General features: G+C 64.8%; 9 protein-coding genes. 8 read left to right on the forward strand and 1 reads right to left on the reverse strand.

Going from position 1 to position 15,850, the window contains the following annotated elements:
* The first annotated feature begins 61 nt into the window (after nucleotides 1–61).
* A complete protein-coding gene (locus ACQRBR_RS05485) occupies nucleotides 62–2,602 on the forward strand; it encodes a hypothetical protein (protein ID WP_427812522.1) in 2,541 nt (846 codons plus the stop codon).
* 239 nt (nucleotides 2,603–2,841) lie between these two features.
* Here the strand turns inward: ACQRBR_RS05485 and ACQRBR_RS05490 are convergent, their stop codons facing one another.
* Entirely contained in the window at nucleotides 2,842–4,296 is a 1,455-nt protein-coding gene (locus tag ACQRBR_RS05490) for a peptidoglycan DD-metalloendopeptidase family protein (RefSeq protein WP_427812523.1), read from the reverse strand.
* Between the two features lie 281 nt (nucleotides 4,297–4,577).
* Between ACQRBR_RS05490 and ACQRBR_RS05495 the strand changes: the two genes are divergently transcribed.
* From ACQRBR_RS05495 to purF, 7 genes are all read left to right on the forward strand, one after another.
* Nucleotides 4,578–5,813 carry an MFS transporter gene (locus tag ACQRBR_RS05495; protein WP_427812524.1) on the forward strand — a complete coding sequence of 412 codons (1,236 nt, stop codon included), beginning with the start codon at nucleotides 4,578–4,580 and terminating at the stop codon, nucleotides 5,811–5,813.
* Nucleotides 5,814–6,100: 287 nt separating this feature from the next.
* The gene (locus ACQRBR_RS05500; protein ID WP_427812525.1) at nucleotides 6,101–7,465 is read left to right on the forward strand and encodes a helix-turn-helix domain-containing protein; all 1,365 of its coding nucleotides are present in this window, start codon (nucleotides 6,101–6,103) and stop codon (nucleotides 7,463–7,465) included.
* A gap of 102 nt (nucleotides 7,466–7,567) precedes the next feature.
* Nucleotides 7,568–8,722: a DNA polymerase III subunit beta gene (gene dnaN / locus ACQRBR_RS05505; protein ID WP_427812526.1), complete on the forward strand. Its 1,155-nt coding sequence runs from the start codon at nucleotides 7,568–7,570 to the stop codon at nucleotides 8,720–8,722.
* Entirely contained in the window at nucleotides 8,722–11,121 is a 2,400-nt protein-coding gene (gyrB, locus tag ACQRBR_RS05510) for a DNA topoisomerase (ATP-hydrolyzing) subunit B (RefSeq protein WP_427812527.1), read from the forward strand. Before dnaN ends, gyrB begins: the two co-directional genes overlap by 1 nt.
* A gap of 18 nt (nucleotides 11,122–11,139) precedes the next feature.
* On the forward strand, nucleotides 11,140–11,451 hold the full coding sequence (locus ACQRBR_RS05515) for a hypothetical protein (protein WP_168936016.1): 312 nt from the start codon (nucleotides 11,140–11,142) through the stop codon (nucleotides 11,449–11,451).
* A 99-nt stretch (nucleotides 11,452–11,550) separates the two neighbouring features.
* The gene (gene gyrA, locus ACQRBR_RS05520) at nucleotides 11,551–14,106 is read left to right on the forward strand and encodes a DNA gyrase subunit A (protein WP_278338317.1); all 2,556 of its coding nucleotides are present in this window, start codon (nucleotides 11,551–11,553) and stop codon (nucleotides 14,104–14,106) included.
* A gap of 332 nt (nucleotides 14,107–14,438) precedes the next feature.
* On the forward strand, nucleotides 14,439–15,848 hold the full coding sequence (gene purF / locus ACQRBR_RS05525) for an amidophosphoribosyltransferase (RefSeq protein WP_427812528.1): 1,410 nt from the start codon (nucleotides 14,439–14,441) through the stop codon (nucleotides 15,846–15,848).
* Nucleotides 15,849–15,850 lie beyond the last annotated feature (2 nt).

Consider the following 15,850-nt stretch of genomic DNA (forward strand, 5'->3'; position numbering starts at 1 on the left):
CGGGCCGGAGAAGGCCACCACGCCGCCGCTCTCAACCATACTCATCATGAAGGGGGACGCCATGCCAGGACCAGTGCAGGCAACGCAGACACGTTACATCAGTCTCGATACGGATTTCGGCTATGACGCCCTGGGCGGCATGGGCCGCCTTGGCAGACACAGCATGGAGGTGCTGGAGCCGGGTACACGGCAGACCGACCGCATCCCGGGCCCGCCCAAAACGGTGGGACGCTGGTTCGCCAAGCTGCTGGACAGCCTCACCCCGGCCGGCTGGCGTGCCCAGGGCAAGTTCCGTCGCGGGCTGGAAGACTTCAGCGCCCAAACGGGCAGGATACTGGGCCATCTGCGCAATGCCGCTGCCGGTGCGCCCGACGATCCCCAGCGCCGTGCGGATCTGGAATCGGCCCTGCGGGAGCTTGCCGGACTGCGGCAGGCGGCGCGCCCCATGACCAGCCGGGGCGCGGACTATGCCGAACTGCTCCAGACCCGTGTGCGCCGCAACATGGCCATCCTGCGCGAGGAAGCTCCGCAACGCGCCGTGGAGTTGCGGCAGTTGCAGACGAGCGGCCTGCTGGATGCCGTCATCGCCGACCTCGATGACGGACAGGCGGATATGGCCGCCGACCTGGCCCTGATCCGGGATGCCCTGCACACCGGCGCGGACGACATGGCCGCCCGGGTGGAGGCTCGGGCCACCGACCTTGGAACGGCTTCCGCCGCACCGGTCGATGACACGACGCCCCAAACGGCCCCGCAGCCCTATCGCTCCCGTTTCAGCCCCGCCGCCCTGCGGGACTTTTTCCTGGGCCGCATCACCTTCAGGGAGGAAGCCCGGCAGGCCTTGCAGGAACGCCAGGCCGCTCTGGCCCGTTTCACGGGCGAGGCCCGGGACACCCTGCAAGCGGCCCTGGAAGCCGTGGACGCCGTGCTGCAGGACAGGCTGACGGCTGATGCGGACAGCTTTGCCCACGTCCAGCATCAGGTGGACGAAAAGATGCGCCGGGCCATCCACTGCGCCCTGGACGATGTCTGCGGGCTGGCCTTGCGCCATCTGGATACGTCGAAGAGCGTGGGGCAGGAAGGGCAGGACTTCCGCCGCATCGACGCGGACTTCGTCCGGCAGGAGCTGGCCGCCATCGAACGCGGCGACCGGCCCGCGAGCGGGGACAGCGCCCCGGCGGACACGGTTCGCCCCGATGCGGACCCGTTCCGGCAGGGCATCCGGCAGGCACGTCGGCAGATACATGAGATCTCCCGCCTGTACGGCCAGCTGACGGAAGGGCTGAGCGAACTGGCGCAGCGGGACAGCCGCTGCCGGGCCTGCCTGCTGCTGCACGAGCTGGCCGAAAGCGATCTGCCCCCGGACATGGACCGTCAGGAATGGGGCCGGGCCTGTGACACGCTCATCGAGGCCCTGCGCTCTCCAGCCACGGATGCCTGGGCCGTCAGGGACGCTCTGTCCGTCATCGACCGGAGGACAGGAGATGCCCGAATGCCGGAAGTCGTGCGCCAGCGCTTCCAGGAAGGACGGGCCGATCTGCTGCGCCATCTCGAACCGACCATGGACCGCCCCGTATTCCAGCTTGCCGGGACCGACCAGGCCGAGAGCCGCCTGGACGCCCTTGAGCAAGCGCGCGCCCTGCATCAGGTGGTGGGCCACGCGGGAGCGCTGTTGCAGCGCGCCCGACTGCCGCAGGCGGACAGCCTCATCTCCCAAGGGCTCCAGATCAGCCGTCTGGCCCTGCGCCTGCGTACCAACGGCCCGCGCGAGCCGGAACACCGGCAGCAGGCCATCACGGAACTGCGCACGTCCGTCGCCCGTTTCATGGCCAACCTGACCCTGGCCCGGATGCAGACGGAGAACCCCACCGTACACAGCGCCCAACCTGAAGCGCGTGGACTGGATACCGACGGCGCCCGGGAGGGCCTCGATCTTGTCCGGCAGAGCGTGGAACGCATCCTTGGCGGCCTGCAGGATCAGGAAGGCGGCGTGGTGGCACGCGCGGCCCTGCAGGATGGCCTGAGGCTGCTGGAAAAGGGCAGGGACGCGGCCGTGGCCTGCGGCAGGCTCCTCGACAACGCCATCCACAAGGAGACCGGCGTGGCGGAACAGCTGGCCGTCTGCCTGGAATCCGGCCGGGACGATGCCGCCACGGCCCTGCACGGCCTGCTGGAAGGCAGCCGCTGGACCAAGGGCAAGCACGGTGAGGCAAAGGCCGCCATCGACGCCTTTCTAACGGCCCTGCGACCCGTACAGGAAAGCCGGGGGCAAAGCCAGCTGCTGCGTTTCCTCGCCAACCGCCTGTCCGGTGCCTTCACCCCGCACGATGTCTACATGGGCTTCGACGGCAGCATCCACATGCTCATCAATACGGACAGGCAGGGCCTTGGCGGCAGCCGGAAGCTCCAAGGTACCCGCTGGATCACCCTGCCGCCGCCGGATCAGCTCCGACCGGGCGTCTCCACCGGCGTGCACCGCCTGGACCAGCTGCTGGACGCCGGGGACAACCGCACCACCTTTTACCCGCAGCTCCACCAGCTGCTGACGCGCTATTTCTCCGGCATCCCCTATGATCTCAGCCTTCCCGGAGACGGGCAGTAACCACGTGAAACAATCCCGGGGGAAAACTTCCTCCCCCGGGCTTCTGCAACAGTTGCGGCTACGGCCACCTGCTTCAGCAAAAGCCCCTCCATAGGGGCTTTTGCTTTTCAGGAGCGGGACAGGCCCCCCCGGAGAAAGTGCATTTGGAGGGGGATGGGGGGGCTCCCCCCAAAAACGAACGCCCCGTGCATGGCACGGGGCGTTCGCATTGGCGTACTGCCCAAAAAACATCATGACCGCTACTTGGCGGAAGGCTCCACATCATCCACGGGCACGATGCTGTCCACATCATACTCCAGCAGGGACGTGTGGCCCAGCAGCAGGGCGCGTTCCTTTTCCACGGTCTTGCGGAAGCGGTCCATGGAGGCCTTGCGCACGCTCTCGCCGCGCGGGTTGATGGCCTTGGCCGGATTGACGAACTTGCCGTTCTGCCGCAGGCGAAAATCCAGATGCGGCCCGGAAGAAAGGCCCGTGCTGCCCACAAAGCCTATGACCTGGCCCTGACGCACGCGCTGCCCGTTGCGCAGGCCGCGGGCATAACCGGACAGATGGGAATACATGGATTCCAGTCCGGCCGAATGCTTGATGATGACCTGGTTGCCGTAGCCTCCGGCCCAGCTGCGCCGGGTGACCACGCCGTCACCCACGGCCTTGACCGGCGTACCGGTGGGCGCGCCGTAGTCCACGCCCAGATGCGGACGGCTGTAGCCGAGGATGGGATGCTTGCGGTTGTGCGAGAAGCGGGACGTCACGCGGGTGAAGGCCAGCGGCGCCTGCAGCAGGGTCTTGCGCAGGTTCTCGCCCTTGGCGTTGTAATGCTGCGGTCTATTCTTGCCGTCGCGGAACAGATAGGCCTCGTAGGTGGTGCCCGTGTTGGTGAAGTGGGCGGCCAGCACGCGGCCATAGCCCTTGTATTCGCCGTCGCGGTAGCGCTTTTCCACCAGCACCTTGAAACTGTCGCCGGGTTGCAGGTCGCGGATGAAGTTGATCTCCGAGCCGAACAGATTGCCCAGGGTCAGGGCCAGCTGCGGGCTTTCGCCGATGTCGGCCACGGCCTGAAAAAGATTGTCGTCGATGGTGGCTTCCACCTGGACGAGGGTAGTCACATACTCGATGGGCTCCACGCGGGCCACGGGCTCTTCCGCCCCTTCCACCACCAGACGGCGGCTGGCGTCGATCTCGTATTCAAAGCGCTTGAGCTGGCCGGAAGCGGGGTCCACCACGATGGTGTAGGGCTGACCGGTACGGAAGGCCCGCATGGAAAAGACCTGCCGGGCGGCGCTCACATAAGGATGGGATCCGGAAGAGGTGTTGCCCTCGATGATCTTGCTGACGGTATCGCCCTTTTCCACCGTGCCGTGCACCACGGCCTCGCCGTTGATGATCTCGGCCCCTTCGGGCAGGGGCACTGCGGGCTGGGCATCCTGGTCCGTCGCTGCTTCTGCGGCAGTGGCGGCAGCTTCGGGCGCGGCAGGGGCTTTTTCCTGCCCGGCGTCTTCTTCCGTCCCGGTCGCGGGGGCCGTTGCCTCCCCGTCGCGGGCCGGGGTCTCGGCGCCCTGTTCCGTCACGGCCGGGCCGGAAGCCGTATCTGTATCCTCTGAGCTCCAGGGCAGGTGGGCTATGCCCAGCTGTCCGGCCAGCAGGCCGAGGAGGATCACGAGGACGAAAAAGACTGCAAGTCCTGTTTTCTTCATGCGGTACACTCCAAACAGTATGGCATATAGCCTGCGCGCCCGTCAGTTGTCCAGCAAGATGCCCGCCATCCCCTCCGGACGGGGAACACGGAGCGCACCATGCCCTTTCTAAGGGGTGTTCCTTGTGTCATCATGTGCGTAAATATCATAACATACTGAAAACAAAGATAATAATAAAAACATCCCCTCTTGATTTTCTTGCGCCTGCCGTGTAGATGTTGCTCACGCAACAAACAATCATCATCGCAGCAGCGTCACAGGACGCTTTCGTGGGGTTTTCCGTGTCTTTGCATCTTTCCTACAAAAAATGGCTGTTCTTCGTCCTTTCCTCAGCCTATCTGGTGGTCTTCATCCAGAACGTGGCCATCACAGTGGTCACCCCCGATGTCATGCAGGACCTCGGGCTCTCCTCCGGTGACATGGGCCTGCTGGGTTCCGTGTACCTGTATGCCTATGCCCTTACCCAGGTCTTTTCCGGCATCCTCTCCACCCGTTTCGGCCCGCGCCGCCTGCTGAGCTTCCAGTTTTTGGTGGCGGCCCTGGGCGGCTTCCTTTTCGCCACGGCCCACAGCCTGCCCATGGCCGTGGCCGGGCGCCTGCTCAACGGTCTGGGCATGGCCGGGGTCATGTCCTCTTCCTTCACCCTGTTCAGCCGCTGGTTCGCGCCCGAGACCTTCTCCCGGCTCTGCACCCTGTTTTTCATCGCGGGCGGCATGGGCGGCCTGCTGGCCACGACCCCGCTTTCCCTGGCCAACCACTGGGTGGGCTGGCGGCTGGTCTTCCTTGCGCTTTCCGTGCTGACCTGTTCCCTGACCGTCATCATCTATACCGTGGTGCGGGACTGGCCGCCCCATCTGGCGGCCACCTGCAGCGGCATCCGTCTGGCCGACGTGCTGCGTGACGTGGCCGCCATGGCCAGGCAGTCCGACTTCTGGAAGATGGTTGTCTGGTATCTGACCCTGCCGTCGCAGTATTTCGTGTTCCACGGGCTCTGGGGCGCTGTCTACATGGGCGGGACCTTCGGCCTTTCGCCCAGCCTCATCGGCAATATCCTGGCCATGGGCGCTGTGGGCTTCATCGCCGGGACGCCGCTTTTGACCTGGATCAGCGAAAAGCGCCTCAAGTCCCGCCGCAAGGCCATGGTCCTGGCCAGTCTGCTGGCCTGCGTCTCCGGCGCGGCCCTGAGCCTGGGCAGCGCCAGCCTGAGCGTGCCCCTGCTGTTCGTGGTCTCCCTGGGCCTGGGCATCGCGGCCAACGGCCCCTGCCCCGTGGGCTATGCCACCGGCCGGGAACGCTTCGGCAACCGCATGGTAGGCAGCCTGAGCGGCATCCTGGCATCTTCGGTATTCGTGGGCGGGGCCCTGCTCCAGCTGATCTCCGGGGCGCTGCTCTCCTTTGCCCAGCAGGCGGGCCTTTCCCAGCCCTGGACATGGGCCTTTGCCCCGCTGGCGCTCCTGGCTGCCGTCAGTGCCCTGGCCGCCTGGCTCCTGCCGGAGACGTTCGTTGATAAAAAATAATAAAAACAATATATTAATAGAGATACGCACAAAAGTGTCATAAGTGACATAGGTAAGGATCCGGCCCCCGGCAGTCTGTACAGGCAGGCTGCTGGGGGCTTTTGTTTTGCGCTGCCGTATCCCCCCACACAGAAGAAGGCAAAAAGGCTCACCGGCCAAATGCAAGCCTTCCTGACCCATCCGTCGCGCCTGAGAACGAGACGCGGACTTGTTTAGCGGACGTTTTTATGCTATAAAAACATCTTTGCGACGACCGGAAGAAGGTCCCGGATCGCAAGGGGCCGCTCATGACAAATGCACATGTTTCCCTTCAGGATTTTCGCCACCGCCTGCGCCGGCATCTGCTCGGCGGCATCCCCGGTGGCCCGGATGGCGGGGGAGCGCCCTGGCTGGATGGTCTGGTCATGGAACACCTCCCGTCCGGCAATGTGTTGCGGATCACCTTTCCCCATATCTACTTCGCCCGCTGGTTCGCGCCGCACAAAACGGATTTTTCGGCAGCCGTGAAGGCCGTCTGGCCGGACGCTGATACTCCCCGGCTGGAATATGTCCTGCCCGGGCAGCCCCTGCCCCAGGGCCCGGCGCCGCAAATGGCCCCGGCCCGCATCCCGGACGCCCTCTTTTTTCATGCCGACGGCAGCAGGGACGAGATGCCGCTGCCGGGCGGCGCCCGTAATGCCTTTCCCCTGGCCATGGCCAGGGCCGTTGCCCTGCGGGAGCCCGGGCACAGCCCCTTCCTGCTCCACGGCGAAAAAGGCACGGGCAAGAGCCATCTGTTGCAGCATATGGCCGCGTCCCTCGTCCGACAGGGCCTGCGCGTCATCCTGGCCCCGGCGGCCCGTTTTTTTCAGCACTGTCCTTTGGAGGAACAGACGGCCCCCCTGTTCTGGCAACAGGCCGATGCCCTGTTCCTGGACGATATCCAGACCCTGGACGGACAGCCCCGTCCCCAGCGCCTGCTGGCGGCCCTGCTGGCGCATCGCCCCGAAAAGGCCCCGGTGGTCCTTGCCCTGGAGGGCGGTCCCGATGCCCTCGGAGCCTGGGAGCCCGGTCCTGCCGCCCGCGTCCGGCAACTGTTCTCCGCCGAACTGACCCCGCCGGATATGGAAGCCCGCATGCGTTACCTGCAGCAATGCTGCCGGGAGAACGCCCTGGACCTGCCCCGCGAGCATCTGCGCCTCATGGCGCGGCGCGCGGCCCATTTCCATGGCCTGCGTTCCCTGCTGCTCCGGGTCAAATCCGCCTGGGAAGATGATGCCGCCCGGCACCCCAGCCTGGACGATCTGGAACGTCTGGCCCGTACGGGACCGGTGCAGGCCTGCCATGCCGGCCACGAACAGATCCTGGCCGAGGCCGCACGCTGCTGCGATGCCGCCCCCGCCGACATCACGGGCACGGGACGCCACGCGCGGCTGGTCATGGCCCGGCAGGCCGCCATGTACGTCTGCCGTCGCCATCTGGGCCTCTCCTATCCCGAACTGGGCCGGGCCTTTGGTGGACGCGACCACAGTACCGTCATCCATGCGGTTAAAAAGATTGGAAAAATGCTGGAAAGTAACAAAGATGTGCAACACCTTGTCGCCAGACTGGAGAAATGCGCACATCAGGAACAGCCGGACAGCTCCCCTACGGACAAAGTGTTCGGGGCGTAGACGGACAGTGCTTAACAGGATAGCTAAAATTTCAAGTAAAAACAGCCTGTTGCATATGTTCCGCACAAAAGCACAGGCATCAATTATTACAAGGATTCTTTTATGAAACTTTCTGTTAATAAAGAACAGATCATCGAAGGCCTGCAGAAAGCGGCAGCCATCATCCCTGCCAAAGCAGGAGCCGCCTACCTGCGTTCCATCTGGCTCAAGGCCGAGAAGGGCAGCCTGTCCATCATGGCCACGGACGCCAATATCGAATTCACCGGCCGTTATCCCGCCGAAGTGAAGCAGCCCGGCCTCATCGGTGTGCAGGGCCGCGCTTTCGTGGATCTGGTGCGTCAGCTGCCTGCGGGTGTGCTCCAGCTCACGCTGGACGAGAGCACCGGCAACCTGCTGCTGGAACAGGGCCGCCGCACGTACAAGCTGCCTGTGAGCGGGGCCGAGTGGTTCCAGAACTTTTCCGAATTCCCGGCCGAGTCCCCGGTGACCTGGTCGGGCGACTTCCTGCAGGACGTGCTGGATCGCGTGGTCTTCTGCATCAGCGACGACGACGCCACCGACGCCATCACCTGCCTGTACATGAAGCCCTGCGGCAACGGCCGTATCGACGTTTGCGGCCTCAACGGCCATCAGTTCGCCCTGGTCTCCTTCACCCATGACGATCTGGCCGCCCGTCTGCCCGAAGAGGGCGTGCTCATCCAGAAGAAGTACCTGCAGGACATGAAGAAGTGGCTGGGCGTGGACGAGATCGAGCTCAACATCACCGACAAGCGCCTGTACCTGCGTACCCTGGACGGTGCCGAGAGCCTGTCCGTGCCGCGTGCCGGCCATGACTATCCCGACTACACGGTGTTCATGAGCCGCCTGGAAGGCGACGGCGTGAGCCTGCTCACCGTCAACCGCAAGGAAGCCATCGAGGCCCTGGGCCGCATCCAGATCTTCAACACCGACAGCGACCGCTGCGCCTATCTCGACCTGGGCGACAACGAAGTGTGCCTCTCCGCCCAGGGGCAGGACACCGGTTCGGCCAACGAGAGCCTGGAAGTGACCTACCGCGGTGACATCAGCCGCATCGCCTTCCCCACCCGCAACCTCATGGACGTGCTGGGCCACTTCAGTTCGCCCAGCGTGGACATGATCCTGACCGGCGCCGAGGGCCCCTGCGGCATCCGCGGTTCCGAAGACAACGAGTACACGGTCATCATCATGCCCATGAAGATTTCCGAATCCACCTATTATAGCGAGGAAGATGTTTAATGGCTCCTGACATGGCCTCCAGCTACGACGCCTCATCCATTACCATTCTCGAAGGGTTGTCCGCGGTGCGCAAGCGCCCGGCCATGTACATCGGTTCCACCGACGTGCGCGGCCTGCACCATCTGGTGTACGAAGTGGTGGACAACTCCATCGACGAGGCCATGGCCGGCTTCTGCACCCGCATCACCGTCATCCTGCACGCCGACAACAGCGTCACCGTGCGCGACGACGGCCGCGGCATCCCCGTGGACATCCATCCCAAGGAAGGCGTGCCCGCGGTGCAGGTGGTCATGACCAAACTGCACGCCGGCGGCAAGTTCGACAACAACAGCTACAAGGTCTCCGGCGGCCTGCACGGCGTGGGCGTGTCCTGCGTCAACGCCCTGTCCGAGTGGCTGACGGTCACGGTGCGCCGTGACGGCAAGCGCTACCGCCAGCACTATTCCCGCGGCGTGCCGCAGGACCAGCTGACGGTCATCGGCGAGGCCGACGGCCACGGCACCACGGTGCGCTTCCAGCCCGACGAACAGATCTTCGAGGTGCTGGAGTTCTCGTACGACACCCTCAAGAAGCGCTTCGAGGAGCTGGCCTACCTCAATAAGGGCCTGTACATCGAGTGCATCGACGAGCGCACCAGCGAAACTCACGTCTTCCACGCCGAGGGCGGCATCCGCCAGTTCGTGAGCGATCTCAACTCCGGCCAGCAGGGCATTCATCCCATTATCATGGCCGAAGGCGTGGTGGACAATGTGGCCATCGACTTTGCCCTCCAGTACAACGCCGGCTACAAGGAGACCATCCTCACCTTTGCCAACAACATCCATACCAAGGAAGGCGGCACGCATCTGGTGGGCTTCCGCACGGCGCTCACCCGCGCCATCAACGGCTATGTGAAGAACCAGCCGGACCTGACCAAGAAGCTCAAGGGCACGGCCCTGTCGGGCGACGACGTGCGCGAAGGCCTCACGGCCGTCATCAGCGTCAAGCTGCCCCAGCCCCAGTTCGAAGGCCAGACCAAGACCAAGCTCGGCAACAGCGAAGTGGCCGGCATGGTGGCCGGCATGGTTTATGACAGGCTCACGGTCTACTTTGAGGAGAACCCCAAGGACATCCGCCTGATCATCGACAAGGCCGTGGACGCCGCCCGCGCCCGTGACGCCGCCCGCCGCGCCAAGGAACTGGTGCGCCGCAAGGGGGCGCTCTCGGACAACTCCCTGCCCGGCAAGCTGGCCGACTGCCAGAGCAAGGATCCCGCGGAATCCGAACTGTTCATCGTGGAAGGTGACTCCGCAGGCGGCTCCGCCAAGCAGGGCCGCAACCCGCGCAACCAGGCCATCCTGCCCCTGCGCGGCAAGATCCTGAACACCGAGCGTACCCGCTTCGACAAGATGCTGGCCAACAAGGAAGTGAAGGCCCTCATCACGGCCATGGGCGCGGGCATCGGCGAAGAGGACACCGACCTCGACAAGCTGCGCTACCATAAGATCATCATCATGACGGACGCCGACGTGGACGGCGCCCACATCCGCACCCTGCTGCTGACCTTCTTCTTCCGGCAGTATCAGGAGATGGTGGAGAAGGGCTACGTCTACATCGCGCAGCCGCCCCTGTACCGTGTGCACAACGCGCGCATGGAAAAGTTCATCAAGGACGACGCCGAGCTCAACGAGTTCCTGCTCAACCGCGTGAGCGAGGACGTGACCGTGGTGGCCGCCAACGGGCGGGAATACACGGGCAGCGACCTGATCCGCCTCATGGAGACCATCGAGAAGATCGAGCTGCGCGTGGCCGATGCCGAGAGCACCGGCATGCCGCGTCCCCTGTTCCTGGCCCTGGCCACCTATCCCCGCGCCGTGGACCGTGAGCTGCTGGAAGCCCGCGATGCCGACTTCCTGACCTGGCTGGAGAAGCACGAATACGCCCTGAGCCTGGAACGGGAACACAGCGAGGACGAGGACGAAGGCCGCGTGTTCGCCGTGTTCGAGAACACGGGCAGCCACCACACCCGCCGCGGCATGGAGTTCTTTGCCTCCCGCCTGTACCGGCAGACCTGGCAGCTGTTCAACGACCTGCGCGAGCAGTGCGGCGAGCTGAGCTTCAGTCTGCGCCGCAAGGACAGCAGCAGCCAGGCCGGCGACGTGTTCGACCTGATGCAGATGACCCTGGACGAGGCCCGCAAGGGCATCAACATCCAGCGCTACAAGGGTCTTGGTGAAATGAACCCCGAACAGCTCTGGGTGACCACCATGAACCCCGAGAACCGCGTGCTGCTGCAGGTCTCGGTGGAGGACGCCAACGAGGCTTCGGACGCCTTCGAGGAACTCATGGGCGACCGGGTGGAGCCCCGCCGCGAGTTCATCGAACGCAACGCCCTGAGCGTGCAGGATCTGGACATCTAGCTGCCGGAGGAACGACGCATGCAGGATACTGGCAAGGAAAAGAAGAGCTGCTTCGGCTGCTCCGTCATCGCCGTCTGCGGCTGGTTGGTCTGTGCGGCCATGTGCCTGTGGCTGACCATCTCGCTGGAAGGTTACCCCAAGGCCTACAGCCTGGCCTATCCGGCAGCCATGGCGGTGCTGTTCAGCAACATCTTCGTCTTCATCTTCACCAGCTCCCGCTGCGCGGGGGACGTGCGTCGTCTTCTGCCCGCCGTGATCCGTGTCTGCTTCGGTGAGGGGACCATGCTGCTGCTGGTCTGGCTCTGGGGCAGGTACTGGCTGGCTGCCTGAGGACGCTCCCCGGCGGGGGCCGCCCGGCGGCTCCCCCGGTACATCTGAGAAAGAACACGGGACCCGCTCCCGATTTGATATTTTACCTGCGAGGCAAACGTGTCTGAACAGAACAGCGGCATACAGCAGCCGCAAGTCAGCATTGAGAAGGAACTCCGCAAGTCCTATCTGGAGTATTCCCTTTCGGTCATCATCGGGCGCGCCATCCCCGACGCGCGCGACGGCCTCAAGCCCGTGCACCGGCGCATCATGTACGCCCAGTACGAGCTGGCCAACAGTTACAACCGTCCGCACAAGAAATCGGCGCGCATCGTCGGTGACGTCATCGGTAAGTATCACCCCCACGGCGACAGCGCCGTGTACGATGCCCTGGTGCGTCTGGCCCAGGATTTCTCCATGCGCGACCCGCTGGTGGACGGGCAGGGCAACTTCGGTTCCATCGACGGCGACGCCGCGGCCGCCATGCGTTACACGGAAGTGCGCATGTCGCGTCTGGCCAGCGAGTTTTTGGCCGACATCGACAAGGAGACCGTGGACTTCCGGCCCAACTACGACAACACCCTGCAGGAGCCCTCGGTGCTGCCCACCAAGGTGCCCAACCTGCTGCTCAACGGTTCGTCGGGCATCGCCGTGGGCATGGCCACCAACATCCCGCCCCACAACCTGGGCGAGCTGTGCGACGCCCTGCAGATGCTGCTGGACGATCCCCAGTGCACCATCTCGGACCTTATGGAAGTGGTCAAAGGCCCGGACTTCCCCACGCGCGGCTTCGTCTATGCGGGCAAAGGCCTGTCCGATGCCTACCACACCGGTCGCGGCACCGTGAAAGTGCGCGGCCGTCTGGAAGTGGAAGAACGCAAGAAGGGCCTGCAGGCCATCGTCATCCGCGAGATCCCCTTCGGCCTCAACAAGTCTTCGCTGGTGGAGAAGATCGCCGGTCTGGTCAATGACCACAAGATCGACGGCATCTCCGACCTGCGCGACGAATCCGACCGCAAGGGCATCCGCGTGGTCATCGACCTGAAGCGCGGCACCATCCCGGACATCGTCATCAACAGCCTGTACAAGTACACGCCGCTGGAGACCAGCTTCGGCATCAATATGCTGGCCGTGGTGGACAACCGTCCCGTGCTGCTCAACCTCAAGACGGCCCTGTCCTGCTTTGTGGACCATCGTCGCGAGGTGGTCATCCGCCGCACCCGCTACGACCTGCAGAAGGCCGAGGCCCGCGCCCACATTCTGGAAGGCCTGCGCATCGCCATCGACCATATCGACGAAGTGGTGGCCCTGATCCGCGCCTCCGCCAGCCCGGACGAGGCCCGCGCCGGCCTTATGCAGCGCTTCGAGCTCTCCGAGGTGCAGGCCCGCGCCATCCTGGACATGCGCCTGCAGCGCCTGACCGGCCTGCAGCGTGAAGAGCTCATGGCCGAATACCGCGAACTGCTGGAAAAGATCGAGTTCTTCAAGTCCGTGCTGGAGAATCCCGAAGTGCTGCGTTCCGAGCTCAAGCGCGAGATCCGCGAGATCCGCGAGACCTTCGCCACGCCGCGCCGTACCGAGGTGCTCACCGACGCCCTGGGCGGTATCGACATCGAAGACCTCATCCCCGACGAGGAAGTGGTCATCACCCTGTCGCGTCGCGGCTACATGAAACGCACCAGCCTGGAGAACTACCAGCAGCAGAAGCGCGGCGGCAAGGGCATCGCGGCCCTGCATACCTCCGATGACGACTATGTGCAGGAGTTTTTGACCACCACCAACCACCAGTACCTGTGCCTGTTCACCAACAAGGGCCGCATGCACCAGCTCAAGGTGCATCAGGTGCCCGAGGGCAGCCGCACGGCCAAGGGCGTGCACATCAACAACCTGCTGCCCCTGGAAGAAGGGGAGTGGGTCACCACGGTGCTGGCCGTGCGCGAGTTCGCCGAGGACAAGTACTTCCTCTTCGTGACCAAGCGCGGCATGGTCAAGCGCTCCTCGGCCTCGCTCTACGCGCGCTGCCGTAAGAGCGGCCTCATGGCCGTGGGCCTGCGCGAGGACGACGAGCTGGTGGTGGTGCGGCCCATCCGTGAGGACAGCCACATCGTGCTGGCCACGGCCGACGGCTACTCCATCCGCTTCGCCTGCAAGGACGTGCGCCCCATGGGCCGCGTGGCCACGGGCGTCAAGGGCATCGCCCTGCGCCGCCAGGACGTGGTGGTGGCCGGCGTCATCCTCAAGGAGAACGACCAGACCACGGAGATCATGTCCATTTCCGCCAACGGCTTCGGCAAGCGTACCCGCGTGGACCTCTACCGCCTGCAGTCGCGCGGCGGCAAGGGCATCATCAACTTCAAGGTCACGTCCAAGACCGGTCCCGTGGTGGGCGCCATGCCCGTGCGTGACAACGACGGCCTCATCATGCTGACCTCGGCCAACAAGGTGGTGCGCATCGGCGTGGAAGACGTGCGCAGCAAGGGCCGGGCCACCATGGGCGTCATGCTGGTGCGTCTGGACGAAGGCGCGCATGTGGTGGGCTTCGACCGCGTGGACGAAGGCGGCCAGACCGGCAGCCGCATGGACGATCTGGAGGACGATGACGACGCGCCCGAAAGCACGGCGGCACCTCTGGAGAGCGCTCCGGCGGAAGCGGGAGCCGATGACGGCAACGAATAGATACGCGGCGCGGCGCCCCTGGGGACGCCGCGCCCTTTGGTTCCGGTTTTCGGCAGCTGCCGGGCCGGACCCGGGCAGGCACAGGACCGGGGAGACCCGGCCGTGCATCCCTTCTTTCCCTGTCCGGGGCAGAGCAGGAGTCAGGGGAGGAACGGCGCGGGCGCGGACTTGCATTGCGCGGCCCGCCGTTATATGACACGCCCTTTGTACCGCCGTGCGCTGGTCGGCCGCCTTGCCTGCAAGGCGGGCCCCGGAGCGGTGAGAGGGAAGACGGTCCCGCCGCAGGGCGGAGGAGACAACAACGCATTTTGCGCTGGCAGTGAGGAAACGCTATGATTCGCCACGAGTGTGGTCTTTTGGGTATCTACGGTCATGAGGAAGCGGCGCGACTGACCTATTTCGGTCTGTACGCCCAGCAGCATCGCGGACAGGAAAGCGCGGGCATCGTCACCATCGACGAGAAAGGCCTGCTGCACGAGCACAAAGGCATGGGCCTGGTGCCCGATGTCTTCGCCGAAGCCAATCTGCAGGCTCTGCCGGGCACCATCTCTCTGGGCCATGTGCGTTACTCCACCACGGGCCGTTCCGCGGCGCGCAACGCCCAGCCCTTCGTGGCCCACTACAAGGGGCTGGACATCGCCATCGCCCACAACGGCAACCTGGTGAACACCATGGAGCTGCGCGAGGAGCTGGAGAACGGCGGCGCCATCTTCAGCACCACCAACGATACCGAAGTTTTCATGCACCTCATCGTGCGCGCCCTGCGCGAGCATGACCTGGTGGACGCCATCCGCGAAGCCTGCGCCCGCGTGCGCGGCGCCTACTGTCTGCTGGTCTACGCCGGCGGCACCATGGTGGCCGTGCGCGACCCCTACGGTTTCCATCCCCTGGCCTTGGGCCGTCTGGACGGCGCGCCGGTGCTGGCCTCCGAGACCTGTGCCTTCGACCTGCTGGAAGCCGACTACGAGCGCCCCATCCAGCCCGGCGAGATGCTGATCATGGACGGCAAGGGCGAACACAGCGAACAGCTGCGCGGTCCTCTGCCGGAACGTCCCCGCCAGTGCATCTTCGAACTGGTCTACTTTGCCCGCCCCGACTCCTTCGTCTTCGGCGAGCAGGTCTACCAGTGCCGCAAGCAGATGGGCTGGCAGCTGGCCCACGAGTCCACCCCCGACGTGGACTTCATCATGCCCTTCCCCGATTCCGGCGTCTATTCGGCCGTGGGCTTCGCCCAGTGCGCCGAGCTGCCCTACGAGCACGCCATGATCCGTAACCACTACGTGGGCCGTACCTTCATCCAGCCCACGCAGAGCATGCGCAACTTCGGCGTGCGCGTGAAGATCAACCCCGTGCGCTCCATGATCGAAGGCAAGAAGATCTGCATCGTGGACGACTCCATCGTGCGCGGCACCACCATGATCACCCGCGTCAAGAAGCTGCGCGAGCTGGGCGCCAAGGAAGTGCACATCCGCATCAGCTGCCCGCCGGTGAAGTTCCCCTGCTTCTACGGCATCGACTTCGCCTCGCGCGGCGAGCTCATCGCCGCCAAGTACAGCCTGCCCGAGATCACCAAGATGCTGGACGTGGATTCCCTGCATTACCTGAGCATCGACGGCCTGCTGCGCTCCGTCATGCAGTCCGACAGCTACTGCCTGGCCTGCTTCGACGGCAATTATCCCGTGCCCTGCCGCGAGTCGGGCAAACTCCGTCTGGAATGCGGCGGCTGCTGCGGCAGCCGTTAGTC

Origin of the sequence: Desulfovibrio sp. SGI.133 (assembly GCF_050313955.1) — a bacterium.
Lineage (GTDB): Bacteria > Desulfobacterota > Desulfovibrionia > Desulfovibrionales > Desulfovibrionaceae > Desulfovibrio.